Source organism: uncultured Pontibacter sp., assembly GCF_947502515.1.
Lineage (GTDB): Bacteria > Bacteroidota > Bacteroidia > Cytophagales > Hymenobacteraceae > Pontibacter.
In genome coordinates, this window is record NZ_CANNAI010000001.1 from 387846 (window position 1) to 406046 (window position 18201).

18 protein-coding genes are annotated in these 18201 nt (G+C 50.4%); 15 read left to right on the forward strand and 3 right to left on the reverse strand.

Annotated features, from left to right (window positions below; translation table 11 throughout):
• Positions 1–19: 19 nt before the first annotated feature.
• The 3 genes from Q1A54_RS01830 to Q1A54_RS01840 form a co-directional block, all read right to left on the reverse strand.
• Entirely contained in the window at positions 20–898 is an 879-nt protein-coding gene (locus Q1A54_RS01830) for a tyrosine-type recombinase/integrase (protein WP_299984655.1), read from the reverse strand.
• Positions 899–968: 70 nt separating this feature from the next.
• Positions 969–1163 carry a 30S ribosomal protein S21 gene (rpsU, locus tag Q1A54_RS01835; RefSeq protein WP_007653500.1) on the reverse strand — a complete coding sequence of 65 codons (195 nt, stop codon included), beginning with the start codon at positions 1161–1163 and terminating at the stop codon, positions 969–971.
• A gap of 163 nt (positions 1164–1326) precedes the next feature.
• Positions 1327–2466: an acyl-CoA dehydrogenase family protein gene (locus Q1A54_RS01840; protein WP_007653499.1), complete on the reverse strand. Its 1140-nt coding sequence runs from the start codon at positions 2464–2466 to the stop codon at positions 1327–1329.
• Positions 2467–2793: 327 nt separating this feature from the next.
• Here Q1A54_RS01840 and Q1A54_RS01845 point away from each other — a divergent pair, with 327 nt between their 5' ends.
• The 15 genes from Q1A54_RS01845 (at position 2794) to Q1A54_RS01915 (ending at position 18106) form a co-directional block, all read left to right on the forward strand.
• Positions 2794–3540, forward strand: a complete 747-nt coding sequence (locus Q1A54_RS01845; RefSeq protein WP_196120056.1) for a CpsB/CapC family capsule biosynthesis tyrosine phosphatase — start codon at positions 2794–2796, stop codon at positions 3538–3540.
• Between the two features lie 22 nt (positions 3541–3562).
• Positions 3563–4573 (forward strand): NAD-dependent epimerase/dehydratase family protein, encoded by a 1011-nt coding sequence (locus Q1A54_RS01850; protein WP_299984660.1) that lies wholly within the window; start codon positions 3563–3565, stop codon positions 4571–4573.
• Positions 4574–4643: 70 nt separating this feature from the next.
• Positions 4644–6041: a tetratricopeptide repeat protein gene (locus Q1A54_RS01855; RefSeq protein ID WP_076420932.1), complete on the forward strand. Its 1398-nt coding sequence runs from the start codon at positions 4644–4646 to the stop codon at positions 6039–6041.
• Positions 6041–6829, forward strand: a complete 789-nt coding sequence (locus Q1A54_RS01860) for a phosphosulfolactate synthase (RefSeq protein WP_196120054.1) — start codon at positions 6041–6043, stop codon at positions 6827–6829. Before Q1A54_RS01855 ends, Q1A54_RS01860 begins: the two co-directional genes overlap by 1 nt.
• 84 nt (positions 6830–6913) lie before the next feature.
• Complete coding sequence (locus tag Q1A54_RS01865) at positions 6914–7864, forward strand: DUF368 domain-containing protein (RefSeq protein ID WP_299984664.1); 951 nt, start codon at positions 6914–6916, stop codon at positions 7862–7864.
• 2 nt (positions 7865–7866) lie between these two features.
• Complete coding sequence (locus Q1A54_RS01870; protein ID WP_299984666.1) at positions 7867–8613, forward strand: shikimate dehydrogenase; 747 nt, start codon at positions 7867–7869, stop codon at positions 8611–8613.
• 80 nt (positions 8614–8693) lie between these two features.
• Positions 8694–9095 (forward strand): YkvA family protein, encoded by a 402-nt coding sequence (locus tag Q1A54_RS01875; RefSeq protein ID WP_299984668.1) that lies wholly within the window; start codon positions 8694–8696, stop codon positions 9093–9095.
• A gap of 231 nt (positions 9096–9326) precedes the next feature.
• Entirely contained in the window at positions 9327–9905 is a 579-nt protein-coding gene (locus Q1A54_RS01880; protein ID WP_196120048.1) for an RNA polymerase sigma factor, read from the forward strand.
• Complete coding sequence (locus Q1A54_RS01885; RefSeq protein ID WP_299984672.1) at positions 9889–11592, forward strand: outer membrane beta-barrel protein; 1704 nt, start codon at positions 9889–9891, stop codon at positions 11590–11592. The genes Q1A54_RS01880 and Q1A54_RS01885 overlap by 17 nt, the downstream gene beginning before the upstream one ends.
• A gap of 91 nt (positions 11593–11683) precedes the next feature.
• Complete coding sequence (locus tag Q1A54_RS01890) at positions 11684–11851, forward strand: hypothetical protein (RefSeq protein ID WP_196120044.1); 168 nt, start codon at positions 11684–11686, stop codon at positions 11849–11851.
• Between the two features lie 19 nt (positions 11852–11870).
• Positions 11871–12329, forward strand: coding sequence for a hypothetical protein (locus Q1A54_RS01895; RefSeq protein ID WP_299984675.1), 459 nt, complete (start codon positions 11871–11873; stop codon positions 12327–12329).
• A 124-nt stretch (positions 12330–12453) separates the two neighbouring features.
• Complete coding sequence (locus Q1A54_RS01900; RefSeq protein ID WP_299984676.1) at positions 12454–12822, forward strand: hypothetical protein; 369 nt, start codon at positions 12454–12456, stop codon at positions 12820–12822.
• Positions 12823–13009: 187 nt separating this feature from the next.
• Positions 13010–15037: an excinuclease ABC subunit UvrB gene (uvrB, locus tag Q1A54_RS01905; RefSeq protein ID WP_299984678.1), complete on the forward strand. Its 2028-nt coding sequence runs from the start codon at positions 13010–13012 to the stop codon at positions 15035–15037.
• 284 nt (positions 15038–15321) lie between these two features.
• The gene (locus Q1A54_RS01910) at positions 15322–16995 is read left to right on the forward strand and encodes a M28 family metallopeptidase (RefSeq protein ID WP_299984680.1); all 1674 of its coding nucleotides are present in this window, start codon (positions 15322–15324) and stop codon (positions 16993–16995) included.
• Positions 16996–17173: 178 nt separating this feature from the next.
• On the forward strand, positions 17174–18106 hold the full coding sequence (locus tag Q1A54_RS01915; protein WP_299984682.1) for a DUF6624 domain-containing protein: 933 nt from the start codon (positions 17174–17176) through the stop codon (positions 18104–18106).
• Positions 18107–18201: the final 95 nt, after the last annotated feature.

Below are 18201 nucleotides of genomic sequence, written 5' to 3' on the forward strand. Positions count from 1 at the left end.
AACATTTTATGGTTAAACTTTATGCTTTTGGATGAGCCTTCTCGAAAATCGATTTCAGCTTCTCTATCGAATTGTGTGTGTATACCTGCGTAGCGGCCAGGCTGGCGTGCCCCAGCAGGTCTTTGATGGCATTCAGGTCTGCGCCATTGTTTAGCAGGTGAGTAGCGAAGGAATGTCGCAGCACATGCGGGCTGTTATGTTCGGAGGTGGTGACCAAGCTGATGTACTTTTTTGCGACACGATAAACGAACTTCGGATACAGTGGACGTTCTTTATTAGTAACGAGCAGCCTTTCCGAATTGTTATTGCCAAACAGGCTTTTCTTGTGTTCCAAATACTGCTTGATGGCAACCACCAGTGTGTCGTTCAAAGGAATAATCCGCACCTTGTTTCCCTTGCCCAGTACACGCACTGTTTTAGCGTGCAGATCTACGTCTTCATGGCCTATACCTATAAGCTCAGCGAGTCGCATACCTGTGCCATACAGGAACTCCAGTATCAGGCGGTCACGCTGCCCTTCAAAGGTGTCCTCAAAGGTAAAGCTGTCCAGGAAGTGGTTAAAAGGCTCCTCTGGCACAAAAGCAGGAAGTTTCTTTGAAACTTTAGGGGCCTTAATGCGCAGCATCGGGTTGGCGCTGATGCGCTGCTGGCCCAGCAGGAATTTATAGTAGGAGCGGAGGCAGGCAATTTTCCGGTTAACAGAACGGGCCTCCAGGTTTTTGTGCACGAGCGTGAGTATCCAGGACCGTATGATGGTATGGTCTGCCTCGGCGGGATCGGTGATCTGGTACGTGTCCTGCAGGTACTGCGCGAACTGCCCCAAATCAGTGTGATAAGAAGTAAGAGTGTGCGGACTGTACCGCTTTTCGTACTCGAGGTACTTAAAAAATAATTCCATACCTTGGTATAACAGATGTGTCTGTCATTTATACCAAGGTATGGAAAAATAAAATATCTTTAAAGAAAGACTAGTAGTTTTCGTTAGCGAAAAGCTGCTGCTTGTACTTCGCTCTTTCTTTTTGCTTTCTCTTAGAAACAGATGGTTTTTCGAAGAACGTTCTCGCTCTCAGTTCTTTCAGAACACCAGTTCTCTCGAATTTCTTCTTGAATCTCTTCAAGGCACGGTCTACAGACTCGTTATCTTTTACGTTTACAATAATCATATTTTTGCTCGCTTCTTCTGATATTTAGGGTTGCAAATTTAATCAATGTTTATCTTAAAAATCAATAGGTTGAGCAAAATATTTACGCAACCCACTGAAAAAAAGGTGCCTGCACAGCCAAAACAGCCTGCAGGCACTATTTTGTTTGGGCAAAGATAGCCTTTTATTTCAGGATAGCTCTCGAGATAACAAGCTTTTGAATCTCGCTGGTTCCCTCACCGATGGTGCAAAGCTTGGCATCGCGGTAGTACTTCTCGGCCGGGTAGTCTTTCGTGAAGCCATAGCCACCGAAGATCTGCACACCTTCATTTGCCACTCTCACGGATACCTCAGAGGCGTAAAGTTTTGCCATGGCAGACTCCTTGTTCACGTTCAGGCCACGGTTTTTCATGTCGGCTGCCTGGTAGGTGAGGAGTGCGGCTGCTTCAATCTCGGTAGCCATATCAGCCAATTTGAAAGCGATACCCTGAAAACTGGATATTGACTTGTTGAACTGCTGACGCTCCTGTGAGTAGGCTAGTGCTGCCTCAAAAGCACCCTGCGCTATACCTAGCGAAAGCGCTGCGATCGAGATGCGGCCACCGTCCAATACTTTCATCGCCTGAATAAAGCCTTCGCCCACATTGCCCAGGATCTGGTCTTTGTGTACACGGCAGTCTTCAAAGATCAGCTCCGTAGTCTCAGAGGCGCGCATACCCAGTTTGTCTTCTTTGCGACCAGCGCTAAAGCCCGGGGTGCCTTTCTCAATGATGAAAGCGGTCATGCCATGAGAGTCACCTACTTCGCCGGTGCGCACGATCACAACAGCCACATTGCCGGTTTTGCCGTGCGTGATGAAGTTTTTGGCACCGTTGATTACGTAGTAGTCGCCGTCCTGTACTGCCACGGTGCGCATGTTGCCAGCGTCAGAACCTGTGTTAGGCTCCGTCAGGCCCCAGGCACCGATCCACTCGGCTGTGGCCAGTTTTGGAAGGTATTGCTTCTTCTGCGCTTCGTTACCGAATTGTAGAATATGACCAGTGCAAAGCGAGTTGTGTGCCGCCATGGAAAGACCGATCGAACCGTCGATTTTAGAAAGTTCCGCGATAGCAGTCACATATTCCAGGTAGCCAAAGCCGGAGCCACCGTATTCGGTTGGTACCAGCACGCCCATCAGGCCCAGTTCACCCAGCTGCTTGAACACCTCCACCGGAAACTCCTGACTCTCGTCCCATTCCATCATTTTCGGTTTGATGTTTTTGGCGCCGAAGTCACGGATCATGTCGGCAATCATGCGCTGGTTTTCTGTATAGTTAAATTCCATTTAAGTTTTTTGTATTAAAGTCGCGTGTATTAAACTGAAATTTGAATAAAGGGTTTACAAAACTAAACAAATAAGCCTGATTGGCAAATTCGGGGTTTTATTTTGAATAAACCGATGTCTGCACAGCGGTTGTATCTTTGGCCTGGGTCAACTCAGGCAGCCTAAGTCTACCAGGAATTTGTGCATTCAGCGTGATCTTCTTTTAATAAACCCAAACGCGCTGCGTTTATTTTGATAGCGTATAATATTTGCGTTATTTTGATGTTGCGTTGCCGTGTTTGGCAACGTTTGTGTTTTGTGCCGTGTACATACGGTTGAATTGAGCAAATGATAAAGTTTTTCCAGAATCTGTTTGGCAAGGAAGAAGTGCAGGTTGAATCGCTGAGTACTATCGGCGTGGACATGCACTCCCATATATTGCCAGGTATAGACGACGGCGCCGCCACCGTGGAGCAGTCGCTGGAGCTGGTGCGCGGCATGCAGGAGCTAGGCTACCGCAAGCTGATCATGACGCCCCATATCATGAGCGATTTCTACCGCAACACGCCTGAGATCATACGCACACAGCTGAAAGTGCTGCAGGATGCCGTAACGGCCGAAGGGATAGAGATGGAACTGGCCTGCGCCGCCGAGCACTACCTGGACGAGGCGCTACTGCAGAAGCTGGAGGACAACGAGGAGCTACTCACGTTTGGCGACAACTACCTGCTGTTCGAGACCTCTTTCCTGAATGAGCCGCTCAACCTGCGCGAAGCCATCTTCCGGATGCAGTCGCTGGGTTACAAACCGGTGCTGGCCCACCCGGAGCGCTATACCTATTTTTATGGCAAGTTCGACGACCTGGTGCGACTGCGTGAACAGGGTGTACTGTTGCAACCAAACCTCAATTCACTCACCGGCTATTACTCGCCGGGCGCCAAGATGGTGATCGAAAAACTTATAGACGCCGGCCTTGTTGACTTTCTGGGTTCCGATGCGCACAGCCTGAAGCACGTTGCCAACCTGCACAAAGTGCTTTGCTCAAAATACCTGGTGAAAGCTCTCGAGCTTCCGCTACTCAACAGTAAATTATAATCCCTTAACTTCTCCTATACCCATGTCGATGGTTTTCGTGACAGGCGGCAGTGGCCTGATTGGCAGCTATCTTATACCGGCACTCGTCGCGCAGGGCCACCGTGTGCGTGCGCTGTACCGTGGGCAGGTGCCGGCTGTCGCGCAGGCTGACCAGGTAGACTGGGTGGAGGGCGACATACTGGATATTGCCTTGCTCCGGAAAGCACTGAAAGGAGTAAGCTACGTGTTTCATAGCGCCGGATTAGTGTCTTACGCCCCACAGGATGCCGAGCTGTTGCAACAGGTGAATGTGGAAGGTACCGCTAACATAGTAGATGCCTGTCTGGATGCAGCGGAGGAAATCAAGCTGTGCCATGTAAGCTCGATCGCGGCTATTGGTCGCAGCAAGGAAGCAACTCTGCTGAATGAAACCAGCAAGTGGGATGCCGGTGAGAAGCAGTCAGCTTACGCCGAGTCTAAGCACTACGGCGAACTCGAGGTATGGCGAGGTATAGCGGAAGGCCTGCAGGCCGTGATCGTGAACCCCTCCGTCGTACTGGGTCCAGCCGACTGGAACCGCAGCAGCACCCGCCTCTTTAAGTATGTATACCAACAGCGACCTTTCTACACCCCGGGCAGTGCCAACTTTGTGGATGTACGCGATGTGGTGGAAGCCATGCTGCGGCTGACATTCTCGGATGTTTCCGGCGAACGGTTTATACTGAATACAGGGCAGCTCACTTACAAGGAGTTCTTTGCGGAGGCTGCCCGATGTTTCGGCAAAAAAGCCCCCTCCATGAGAGTCTCTCCGGCGCTGGCCGAAGTGGTGTGGCGGCTGGAGCATGTCCGTGCCTGGCTTACGGGAGGCCGGCCACTGATCACCAAAGATACGGCACGTGTAACTGCTAAGAGCCACCTGTTTGACAATCAGAAAGTTCGGAAAACAACGGGTATGGAGTTCAGGCCACTGAGCGAATCCATCGCCTGGACGTGCCAGGTTTTGCTGCAAATAGCACAGAATCAGAGAGGTCCGGAACTGACCCGCGCAAACTAAACTATTTGCAGTTTATAAATGTAGTTAAAAGACAAGAGCTGCCTTTTTAGCAGTTTGTGGGATATAGGAGATGAAAGAGAATTTTGACGAGCACAGCGAGGATTCTGAACTGATCATTCGGTTCGAGCAGATGCTGGGGACTAATGAGACCGTTTTTTTTGACCTGACCGATTTTGAATATATCATAGACCACTATACCGCCAACTTTGATTATAAGAAGGCGCTCCTGGCCTGTGATTCTGCTATAGCACAATATCCTTTTTCGACCGGGCTTCAAATAGACAAGGCACAGCTGCTGGCAATGTCCGGCAACTTCGATGATGCTATGGTGCTCATCGACCAGGTAGCCGAGGTGGAGCCGCAGAACCCTGACGTGCTCCTGACCCGGGGCATCATATTCACGCAGCGTGGCGAGTACCGCGATGCCGTAGACCATTTCAAAAAAGCGCTGGCCTTTGCTGAGGACCGCGACGATATATACTTCAATATTGGCCTTACCTATCAGAGTTGGGGTAAGTTCAGCTCGGCTGTAAAGTACTACAAGAAGTGTATCGAGCTGAACGTGGAGAATGAGGCTGCCATGCAGGAGATCATCTACTGCATGGAGATCACAGGAACCATGCGCGAAGAACTTCCATTCTTCCAGGCTTTTATTGACAAAGACCCTTATTCTTATGTGGCCTGGTTTAACCTGGGCAATGTGTATAACAAATTGGGATCTTACGAAAAAGCCATTGCCGCCTACGACTATGCCACCATCATCAAGCCTGACTTTATCACGGCCTACAACAACATGGCCAATGCCTATGTGTTTATAGGCGAGTATACCAAAGCGATCGAAGCATTCAACGGTATGCTGGAGCATGGGTCGCCATCGGCGGAGGTGTTCTGCAACATAGGTGAGTGCTACGAGAAGATGCAGCAGTGGGACCTGTCGCGCCGCTACTACCAGAAAGCCATCGACCTGGACCCGGAGATGGATGAAGCCTGGTTTGGGATAGGCGTGGTACTGGATGCGCAGGGCAAGTGGTACGAGTCAGTGCACTTCTTTAAGAAGGCCGTCACGCTCTATGACGACAGCGTGGACTACTGGGTGGCCTTGGCATCAGCTGAGTACCATGTAGGTCATGTGGTGTCGGCGCTGGAAAGTTATGCCCGCGCCGCCGAGATACAACCCGAGGATAAAGACATTTATCTCAACTGGTCAATCATCCTGTATGAGCAGGGAAACTTTGAGGAGGCGACAGAAATTATTCTGAATGCAATAGAATTGCAGCCTGACGAGGCTGAGCTGTATTATAGGGCTTGCGCCTATATGCTTTCGGCAGGAAAATACCGCGAAGCATACAATTATTTGGAAAATGCGTTAATTTTGGACTTCGATAAACATAAGCTGTTGTTTGAGTTCTTCCCTGAGCTGGAGTCGCAGCGCGCATTATCCCGATTAATTGACCAATACCGCAAGTAATGAACAGCAACTATTTTTTGAATGGCCTGCCGGAACGTGAAGTGAAACCCCGTGACCGTGGTTTCACCATGGCGATGGACAAAGGCCTGAGTATACGTGAAGTAGAGGATTTCCTGGAAGTAGCAGGGGAGTACGTAGACATTGTAAAACTGGGCTGGGCTACTTCGTATGTAGTGCCTAACCTGCAGAAGAAGCTTGACGTTTACCGTGCAGCCGGTATACCCGTATACTTTGGCGGTACTTTATTTGAGGCGTTCATAGCCCGCAATCAGTTCGACGATTACCGTCGTGTGCTCGACAAGTATGACATGACGTTCGCTGAGGTATCGGATGGATCGATTGAAATGAACCACGAAAAGAAGTGTGGCTACATCCAGACGCTTTCGGAGCAGGTAACTGTTTTGTCAGAAGTTGGTTCTAAAGACGCAGAGAAGATCATCCCGCCTTATATGTGGATCAGGTTGATGCAGGCTGAGCTCGATGCAGGTGCCTGGAAAGTGATCGGTGAAGCCCGTGAAGGTGGTAACGTCGGTCTGTTCCGCTCTACGGGTGAGGTACGCAGCGGTCTGGTAGAAGAGATCCTGACCAAAATTCCGTTTGAGAAGATCCTGTGGGAAGCCCCTCAGAAAGCACAGCAGGTATGGTTTATCAAGCTGTTAGGAGCTAACGTGAACCTGGGCAATATTGCGCCAAGCGAGGTTATTCCGCTCGAGACAATCCGTTTGGGTCTACGTGGCGATACATTCACACACTTCCTAAACAACGGAGCGCCAATCATCGACGCTTAATATATAACAGATAATTGAAAATTGCCCATCGGTAACTCCGACGGGCAATTTTTTTGTGCTTAGCCAAATCCAGTTACAAAAAGCATGAGACGACGATCTTTAAAAGAATACCTGTTACTGTTTTCGAAAGGTATGGGCATGGGAGCCGCAGACGTGGTGCCAGGTGTGTCAGGCGGAACGATCGCCTTTATCACGGGCATTTACGAAGAGCTGCTGAATTCCATCCGCTCCGTCAACGGCGAGGCGCTACGCCTGCTGTCCCGCTTTGACCTCAAAGGTTTCTGGCAACATATCAATGGTACCTTCCTGGTGGTATTGGTGGGAGGTATCCTGTTTTCGATCGCTTCACTCTCGCGGCTGGTGGTCTACCTGCTCGAGAACCACACGATTCTGCTTTGGGCTTTCTTCTTTGGTCTTATTGTAGCCTCGGCACTGGTCGTAGGGAAAAAAATCACCAAATGGCGCCCGATTGTGCTACTGTCAGGTATGGTGGGCGTGGCCATTGCCTACTGGGTCACCATTGCGGTGCCTATGCAAACGCCGGAAGCTTACTGGTTTATTTTCCTTTCAGGAGCCATTGCCATTTGCGCCATGATCCTGCCTGGGCTTTCAGGTAGTTTTCTGTTGCTGCTGATGGCTAAGTACGAGTTCATGATGAATGCGCTAAAGGAGTTGAAGCTGGATATGATTTTGGTATTCGGTGCGGGCTGTGTGACAGGTCTTCTGGCTTTTTCGCATGTGCTCAACTGGATGCTCAAGAATTACTACAACATCACAGTGGCCATGCTCACAGGTTTCATGGTAGGCTCACTGAACAAGGTATGGCCCTGGAAGGAGACAGTGCAAACCTACACTGATCGCCATGGCGTAGTGAAACCGCTGGTACAGGAAAATATCTCCCCGGGCACTTTCGCACAGCTAACAGGTGAGGAGCCATACCTGCTGTACGCTGTCGGACTGGCCATTTTTGGCTTCCTGCTGGTATACCTGATCGACCGCCTGACGGACGACCCCAACACAGTGGAAAGGGTATAAGCATGCGCAGGTTCGGACTCATCGGCAAAAAGCTCGGGCACTCATTCTCAAAGCGCTACTTCACTGCGAAGTTCGCAAAGGAAGGTATAGCAGATGCTGCCTATGAGCTTTATGAACTGCCCGACATAGCCGAGTTTCCTGATTTGCTTTCCCGCGAATCTGAGTTGGTTGGGCTGAATGTAACGGTGCCATACAAGGAGGCTGTTATTCCATACCTGCACGAGCTGGATGAAAGCGCTGCCCGCATAGGTGCCGTGAATACGATCAGATTAGAGAATGGCAGAAAGAAAGGCTATAATACTGACTTCATTGGCTTTCGGGATACGCTGCAGCAGTTCTATCCGGCTGGTGAAGGCACCAAAGCCCTGGTGCTGGGCACAGGCGGTGCTGCTAAAGCAGTGTGGGCTGCCCTGGATTCACTGGCTATACCTTATGTCTCGGTTTCGCGTAATCCCGCTGAAAAACAGCTGCATTACGATGCCATAACACCAGAAGTACTGCAGGCTTATACCCTGATTATCAATACGACACCGTTGGGTATGGCCCCTGATACGGATAGTGCCCCAGCTTTACCTTACGAGGCCCTGACGACAGGACACTACCTCTACGACCTGGTATACAACCCCGAAGAAACGCTGTTCCTGCAGAAAGGCCGCCTGGCGGGGGCCAAAACGCTGAACGGCCTGCCCATGCTCCATGCACAGGCCGATGCTGCCTGGAAAATCTGGGCGAACGAAAAGCCAGAATAAAATATTGCGTTTATTTTATGTTATAATGAAACTTTCTGATGGGGCTGCTGCGTAAGGAGTGTTATACTACCCTTACACCCATGATGCAGTTGACCTACCTTCGCCAGAAAGCGCATGAGATAAATGCGGAGATATACGCCCTATACCTGTCTGCCCGCCACCCGGAAGTAAGATGGTATGTACCGCTCTTGTTAGCCTTGGTCATCGGCTATGCCATTTCACCTATTGATTTGATTCCTGATCTGGTGCCAGTATTTGGCTTCCTGGATGATGTGGTATTGGTGGTGCTGGGTATACATGCTGCCTACCAGTTGGTATCCAAAAATATATTAGGGCAGGCCCGTCTGCAAGCGTACGAAGTTTTGAGCCAGGAAGGCGAGGGGGCTACCAGTGCTTACCAGATCATCGGCTATACCTGGATGCTGATCGCTGCGCTTGTTTCCATCATGCTCTACAAACTTTTGTTTTTAACACTGCTTTAAACCTTCTCTCACCTTAAACAAACCCGGCGAAGGCCTTTCCATATCGGAGAGGCCTTCGCTGTTTATACACTATTTTGCTGTTGTTGGAATAATTAATTTTAATATATTTACCATGCAATTGTTCTTGGTGCGCTTTAATGCCATCCACTAGAGGTGAAAAAATATTTTTTTGTGCTTGCAACCATTGCCTCGCTATGGGAATCATAGGAGTGAAGCTAAAAGAAGAGGCGTTTGAAGCTTTTTACAAAACCTAAATCAGAAGAGGATAAACTCATAGAGGGATGCATTGCCGGCAAGCGGGACATGCAGCGACTGCTCTATGACCTTTATTCTCGCAAGATGATGGCGGTATGTATGCGCTACGCCCCGACTAGCTTTGAGGCAGAGGATATGATGCAGGAAGGCTTTGTGAAAGTGTTTGCCAACATTCAGAATTTTAAGCGGGACTGTCCGCTGGAGTTTTGGGTGCGCCGCATCATGATCAACACAGCCCTGAAACAGCTGCGACAGAAATCGCTCATGACCGTTTCACATGAAACGGAAGAAGCAGGCAATATCGCATCGGAGGACGTCAACCTGACGGGTTACTCCATGGACGAACTGCTCGGCATGATCCAAAGCCTCGCTCCACGCTACCGCATGGTGTTCAACCTGTACGCCATCGAGGGTTACAATCACAAAGAAATAGGGGAGATGCTTGGCATTTCCGAAGGTACATCTAAGTCACAGTATTCACGTGCGCGGGCCATACTGCAAGGTATGCTCGAGCGCCAGGATAAAACATATCAAGAGCATGTCATCAGCCAATAACCATAAGCGAAACACTCTGGAAGACGAGTTCCAGCGTCGCCTTTTCGATGCGGAGGCCAGGCCTGCACCGGACCTTTGGGCCCGTATAGACCACGACCTGACAGTGCAGGAAAACAAAGATTATAAGAAGCGCGTCCTGTTCTACCGGCAGCTTGCCGCAGCCTGCTTTGTGCTGTTTGCACTAACGGGCACCTTGCTGGCCTACTACTATAATGGCCACCTGAACAAGGGAGATGCGCAGCCAGGTATAGCCGCCCTGCCAGCAACCAAGCCCGCTAATGCGCCTGTAACCGTGGAGGAAGCCATGAGCGCCTATGCCGCACAGCAGGAAGAGGCTTCTGCCATGGCCTATACTCCTGTTGAAGAAACAGCAGAGACCAAAAGCGTGGCTAATGCAGCTGGTATGCGCCAGGGCAAACAGCCGGTTACTGCAGAAACCTCCAAACTGAGTAACGAACCACAGGCCGGCGACTACTACAATGTGGCACCGGGCTACAGTCCATACTTGGGCTATACACCAATGCCGGGCCGTAGCAGAGGCTATGTGTCAGGAGGTTTTCCGGGCAGTAACTCTGGCGCTACACAAGGCAGTCTTTTTGCGCCCGGCAACCGCTATACCCAGATCATTACCTGGGAAAGCGTGACGATCACGTTCGGCAACAACACACCAGCTTCAGGTCAGCCATTCCCATTAGGTAATCAGTCGATGGCAGCCAAGCCGAAGTCCTTTGCAGAAATGAGTGAGGCACACCAGGCCAGCCGTCAACAGACAGCAGAGGTGGCGCAGGGAGCACTTGCAGCTCAGCAATCAAAATCGGCGGATGCAGTAACCAAGTCAAACAGCCGCTGGAGCCTGAACCTGGCCTATGCCCCATCAGTTTTTGAACAGAATATTGGCCTGCCGGATCCACTTGCTATGCCAGGCTCCAACAACAGAAACATGCTCAGCATCGCTGCGTCAGGGCCAAGTGTAAATGCTTCACAGGAGTCTTTCCAGAACATGACAGCTGCACGCGAAGAGTTTGAAGAGAGCACACAGCCGGCTTACTCGTATGCGGTAGAGGCCAAAGCCGGCTTCAAACTGAAAGAGAAACTGAAGCTGCTGACAGGTATAGGGTATAGCGAGAGCAGGACGCGTTCGAAGTCGAACTACATCGTACGCCAGTTCTGGGTGAAGCCACGCTCTAACGAGCGCTACGAGCTCAGCCCGTCCACTTTCTTTGTGTCCTCGCTGAACGACGGCTTCTCGTCTGACTCGGTGAGTGTGGCCCGCACGGGCGATGCTTATGCTACCGAGTACAAATACCGCCACCTGACAGTGCCACTGGGCTTGCAGTACGAGCAGGATATCAACAAAGACTGGTTCGTGTATGTAGCTGCAGGTGCTGCTGCCAACTTCCTGCTGGAGTCCAGTGTGACGGCTTCTAACCAGGACGTGCAGTCGGTCAGCTACGCAGCCAACGACAGCGAATCTCCTTTCCGCAATGTGCAGTTTTCAGGCAACGCCTCTGTGGGTGTGGGCAAGCGCATCACACCAAACCTGACGCTGGCACTTGGACCGGAAGTGCGACACTACTTCAGCACCCTGGTGGCTGATCCTGACAAAGCCGCCGCACCGCAGGGCAGGCCTTATGCGATCGGTATGAACATGAGCCTGAACTACCAGTTGAACAGCTCCCGAAAATAATTTCTGTTTTTTTTTTGAAGCCTTGCAACCCTTCGGCTCCAATGGGAATCATGTAAGTGTAGAGTGATTGGTTGATTTAAATAAAAGCGCTATGCAAATGATGCTGTTCATGAGATCCGTTCTTCAAACACTGTTGGCCCTGGTGGCCGCCGGCCGCGAAAATATATCTGGGTGGTATGTATTGCTGGCGCTCTTATTTCTTTCTGTGCTGCTCTCGGGCTGTGCAATCCAAGACAATTCCTTTTTGGGCGGCTTCTAAACCAGCGCCTTTCCACGCTATGAAAAAAATATTGGGGCTTGCGGCCATGGCCACTGTCCTGTTAGGGCTGGCGACAGGCTGCGCTAAATCAGATGAAGACATGCAACCGATTACAAAGGAGAACGGACTGCGCGAGTCCGTGCAGGGTAAGTGGCGGATTGAGCGCGTGAACAATAAACTATGTCGCAGCGGTACTTGCACCTCTGTGATGTACACAGGCACTGCGAATGATTACTTTGAGTTTAAGCCTGACAGTGCTTACCTGCAGCGGGCGAGCATGCAGAGTTCAAACAGTGTATACCGCGATAGTTTCAAAGCGGACTACTCGCAGCCAAACTCGTTTGTGCTGAGCAACTTTGGCTGGTCGGCCCGTTTCAGAGTCATGCACCGCGATCAAAGGCTGCTGGTACTGGAGGGTATTTATTATGGATCTGATCTAAGTGCCATATTTACAGATACTTACTATTTATACAGATAAAGGGGCTCCTAACACAGGGTATAGATGCTGGCAAATGAAGAAGACTAAACATTTAACAGTCCGGCAACCAGTGCCCGTGTTGGGTAGCCCTGCTCACCATGCACCATTAGTACAACATAAAACTATGAAGAGTGTCCTGTCCATCATTGTGCTATACCTGCTGCTGGCGCTGCTGCTTGTAAGCTGCGCTGACCAGGAAGAGGCGGTTCCGGCCTGCCTGCAGGTAGAGGTGGTAGGACCTGACTGCGAAGCCGGTTGGTATGTGCTCCAGATCATGGATGCCGACGGTACAGGCGAACAGCGCAGCAACCAGTACATTGGGCAATTGCAGAGCGGCTTTGTCACCACCGACAATCTGCCCGAAGACTTAAGGCAAGCCGGTAAAGTAGCCTACTTATCACTTGAGCGCAACACCGAGTACGGACCGCTCTGCACCGCAATCTACATGATGTTCCCTCCGGTGCGGGTAAAGCAGGTTTGTTCAGATGAATAGAACAGTTTTTACAGTGCCTAATTTATATTAATTGTTAGGAATAGTTAAACATGCAAAAGCCTGCTCTCAGAGCAGGTTTTTTGTTTTCGGAGAATTCCTGTTCTGCCAGCTATTATATTGACAAAAGCTAAACTTACAGCCCATTTTTCATGTTATAGTATATCTTTACAAGTTGTAAAACCAACGAATGGATTTTAAGCTAACATCAGAATTTCAACCAACCGGCGATCAGCCAAAAGCGATTGCCCAACTCACAGAAGGCGTTAATAAAGGGGAGCCTGCACAGGTGCTGCTGGGTGCCACGGGCACGGGTAAGACCTTTACCATGGCCAACGTGATCAAAAACACCGGCAAGCCGACGCTGGTGCTTTGTCATAACAAGACGCTGGCCGCACAGCTGTACGGTGAGTTCAAGCAGTTTTTTCCGGATAATGCGGTAGAGTACTTTATCTCGTACTACGACTACTACCAGCCTGAAGCCTATATCGCTTCTTCGGATGTGTTTATTGAAAAAGACCTCCAAATAAATGAGGAGATCGAGAAGCTGCGTCTGCATACAACCTCTGCGCTGCTCTCCGGTCGCCGTGATGTGATCGTGGTGGCATCGGTGTCATGTATCTACGGTATCGGTAACCCGGAGGAGTTTGGCAAGAACGTGATTTACCTGGCACCGGGTCAGCGCTACAGCCGCAACAACCTGCTCTATACCTTTGTGCAGATTCTTTATAGCCGCACCGAGGCCGAGTTCACACGTGGAACATTCCGCGTGAAGGGCGACACCGTAGACATCTTCCCGGCCTATGCTGACTTTGCCTACCGTCTCTATTTCTTTGGCGATGAGTTGGAGCAGATCCATCGCATCGATCCTGAATCGGGAAAGAAAATAGCTGACGAGAAAGCCATTACCTTATACCCTGCCAACCTCTTCGTGACAGGCAAGGACACACTGCAGCAGGCTATTCATGAGATACAGTACGACATGGTGGCGCAGCACGACTACTTCCTGAAAGAGGATAGACCAGTAGAAGCAAAGCGTATCAAGGAACGTACTGAGTTTGACCTGGAGATGATTCGGGAACTGGGCTATTGCTCAGGTATAGAGAACTACTCCCGCTACTTCGACCGCCGTTCGCCGGGTGCGCGTCCCTTCTGTTTACTGGACTACTTCCCCGATGATTTCCTGATGGTGATCGATGAGAGCCACGTGACGATACCACAGGTACGGGCCATGTGGGGAGGCGACCGCTCCCGTAAGGTGGCTTTGGTGGAGTATGGCTTCCGTTTGCCAGCCGCCATGGACAATCGCCCGCTCACTTTCAATGAATTTGAGAGCCTGATGCACCAGGTGGTATTTGTAAGCGCTACACCAGGTGATTACGAGATACAGAAATCAGAGGGCGTGATCGTGGAGCAGATCATTCGTCCGACTGGCCTGTTGGATCCGGAGATCGAGATACGGCCAAGTGCCAACCAAGTGGATGATTTGCTGGATGAGGTGGACGAACGCATCAAGCGCAAGGAGCGCGTGCTGGTGACAACCCTGACCAAGCGTATGTCCGAAGAGCTGACCAAGTACATGGACCGCCTTAACATCAAGGTGAAGTACCTGCACTCAGAGGTAAAGACACTGGACCGTGTGGAAATTCTGCGCGAGCTGCGTTTAGGGGAGATCGATGTGCTGGTAGGTGTGAACCTCCTGCGTGAGGGTCTTGACTTACCGGAAGTGAGCTTAGTGGCTATTCTCGACGCTGATAAAGAAGGATTCCTGCGTGACCAGCGTTCGTTGATCCAAACGATGGGCCGTGCCGCCCGTAACGAGCGGGGCCGGGTTATCATGTATGCCGATCGCATTACAGGTTCCATGCAACGGGCCATCGAGGAGACCAACCGCCGCCGTGAAACGCAGATGGCTTATAATCTGGAACATGGAATTACACCGCGTACCGTTCTCAAGACCAAAGACGAGATATTTGAGCAGACATCTGTAGCCGACGCTAAGAAGAAAGAGGTGAAGATGTATGCTGGTCCGGAAGAGGTTTCGTTGGCAGCGGAACCGGTGATTCAGATGATGAAGCGAGACGAACTCGAGAAGCTGATTAAGAAAACCGAGAAGCAGATGGAAGCCGCCGCCAAAGACCTGGACTTCCTGCAAGCCGCCAAGTACCGCGACGAACTGGCTGAACTAAGGCAGCTGCTTAAGTCGAAGCGGGACTAGTAAGTTAGAAATTTGAAAGGCACCCATGGCGTAAAGCTGTGGGTGCTTTTTTATGGATGTTGGTGCTGCCAGACCTCGCGGTGTCTTCCAAACCCGCGAGTGTCTGTGCCAAAGACCGGGGCTATACCTGATCTTAATTTCAAGAGGAAGCTGGCAGCCAGCTACGCTGCAAATGGCCATGAAGCCCTCACTACTTTTTTTCCTGAACAGCTTTATGTACTTTAACACTGCTGTAGCGGCTATACCTATGTAGCCCCAGCTTATTCAACAAACCTTATATCACTATGATAAATAGAATCAAGCCAATTTTGCTTCCTGCCCTGATAGTCGGGATATTCTCTGCCTGCCAGTCTTCCAGCCCTGAAACTGGAGAAGCCGGTGCCGAAACAGTGGCCGCACTTACAACTGAAAGCTACGAGCAATACCTGACTGCGCTTGCTGCCGATGATATGGAGGGCCGCAAGCCGTTCACTTCGGGTGAGCAGAAAACACTGGATTATCTGGAGCGGGAGTTTAAGGCGCTCGGAGTAGAGCCGGGCAACAACGGCAGCTATTTCCAGGAGGTACCGATGGTAGAGGTGAATACGACGGCTAGTTCAGACATGACCATCAAAGGCAAGCAGCAGGAGTTGAAGCTGGAAGGTCGTAACGATTATGTGATCTGGACCCGCCGCACGGACGAGGCCATCAACATCGATCCTACAGAAATGGTGTTTGTGGGTTTTGGCGTTGTGGCGCCGGAGTACAACTGGAACGACTATGCCGGTCTGGATGTGAAAGATAAGATTGTGGTGATGTTGGTGAATGACCCGGGTTTTTATACCCAGGACCCGGCCGTATTCAAAGGCAAAGCCATGACTTACTACGGTCGCTGGACTTACAAATTTGAAGAGGCAGCCCGACAGGGAGCAAAAGGAGCCCTGATCATCCATGATACTGAGCCGGCGGGATACGGCTTCCAGGTAGTGCAGAACAACTGGAACACTTCCAAAATGTACCTTGACAGTCGTGGCCGCGAAACCTACAAGTGCGCTATGGAAGGGTGGATCACTACCCCGATAGCGGAGAAACTCTTCGCCGCTGCAGGTATGGACTATAAAGCAGTTCTTAACAAGGCCGCGCAGCCGGGCAACAAACCTTTCCCGCTAAACCTGCAGGCAAGCACTTCTCTGAAGGTAAAAACCCGCTATGACAAAACCTCTAACTTCATTGCCAAGATTACTGGCAGCACACGTCCTGACGAGACGATCATCTATACCGGCCACTGGGACCACCTGGGTATAGGGAAGGCCGATGCGACAGGCGATAGTATCTACAACGGTGCTGTGGATAACGCCAGTGGTGTAGCCGGCTTGCTGGAGATTGCCAAGGCATTTAAGAATCAGCCGACGCAGCCGGAGCGTACAGTAGTATTCCTGGCCGTGACAGCGGAGGAGCAGGGACTTTGGGGCTCGGCTTACTATGCTGAAAACCCGGTGTTCCCGAAAGAAAAGACGGTGGCCAACATCAACATGGACATGATGAACCCTTATGGAAAGACAAAAGATGTGGTGCTGTACGGGATGGGCCAGTCCGAACTCGAGGACTATATCACAGCGGAAGCTGAAGCAGCTGGTCGTTACATCGCGCCGGAAGAGAATCCGGAAGCGGGTCTGTATTACCGTTCTGATCACTTCAATTTTGCCAAAATAGGTATACCGGCGCTGTTCATTGGTCCGGGAGTGGACCTGATGGATGGTGGTAAAGAAGTAGGAAAGAAGAAACTTGACGAGTACTACGCCAACTATTACCACAAAGCAGCCGACCAGGTGCATCCGGATTATAAAATGTATGGAGTGGTAGAGGACCTGAAACTGCTTTACCAGGTAGGTCACCGTTTGGCGGGCTCATCGGAGTGGCCACAATGGAAGGCAGGTTCTGAGTTCAAGGCTGTACGGGATAGCTACATGAATAAGTAAACATATAACCCTTCTTCCTGTGAAGCCGCACAAACAGCTGTTTGTGCGGCTTCATCTTTTTTACCCATATGCTATCGGATTGCCTTTACGTTAGAGCTGTTGCGACAGAATAAAGTATCTGATAAGGTATATATTATGAAATTTGTGTAGATTGAATGGTAAACAAACCAGAAAGTCTATGAAAACGCTCTTCCTTTCTCTGCTGCTGGCTGGCAGCATAAGCACTGTTACGTTGGCACAATCTGCTGCTGAGGCTAATGCAAAGTATAATACCAAAGACTATAAGGGTTCCGGACAAGTATACGATCAGGTGTTAAAAGATGGGAAGGGGAGTACCACAGACCATTACAATGCCGCCTGCTCATGGGCTTTGGCAGGAGACAAAAACAAGGCCTTTGCGCACCTTGGAAAAGCCATCGACAAAGGCTACCTCAACATTAGTCACCTGAAGCAGGACACTGATCTCAACAGCCTCCACAGCGACAAACGTTGGGAAAAGTTAGTGCAGCAGCTGCGGGCGAATGTGGATAAGGCAGAGGCCAACTACAATAAACCCCTGAAGGCACAGCTGGAGCAAATCTATGAAGATGACCAGAAGTACAGACGCATGATCAGTAAGGTGCAGCAGGAGCACGGGCCGCAGTCAGAGCAGTTCCAGGAGCTGATTCGTAAAATGTGGGCTGCTGACAAAGAAAACCTGAAGCAGGTAATAGCTATTATTGAAGAGCACGGCTGGCCCGGAAAAAGCATGGTAGGAGGGGCGGCTAGTCAGGCGGCCTGGGCGGTGATACAACATATAGGCCAGGATCAGAAGGAACTAATGGAGAAATACCTGCCCATGATGCGGGAAGCGGCAGAGAAAGGGGAGTTGCAGAAAAGTAGCTTGGCGCTTACAGAGGATAGGGTACGCATGTACAACAATCAGCCACAGCTCTACGGAAGCCAACTGAGAAATAACCCTGAAACCAACAAACCTGAGTTTTACCTGATAGAGGATGAAGCGAATGTGGATAAGCGCCGTGCCGAGGTTGGCCTGGAGCCCTTGAAAGACTATGCGAAACGGTTTGGCTTAAACTACACGCCACCAGTAACTCCTGGCAGAGTCAACTAGTCAAAAGTATAAAACAGAAAAGGCGCTTTAGTAGCGCCTTTTCTGTTTTATTGAGTCAATTTAAGGTATAGGCAGCGAAATTCTGAAATATTCAG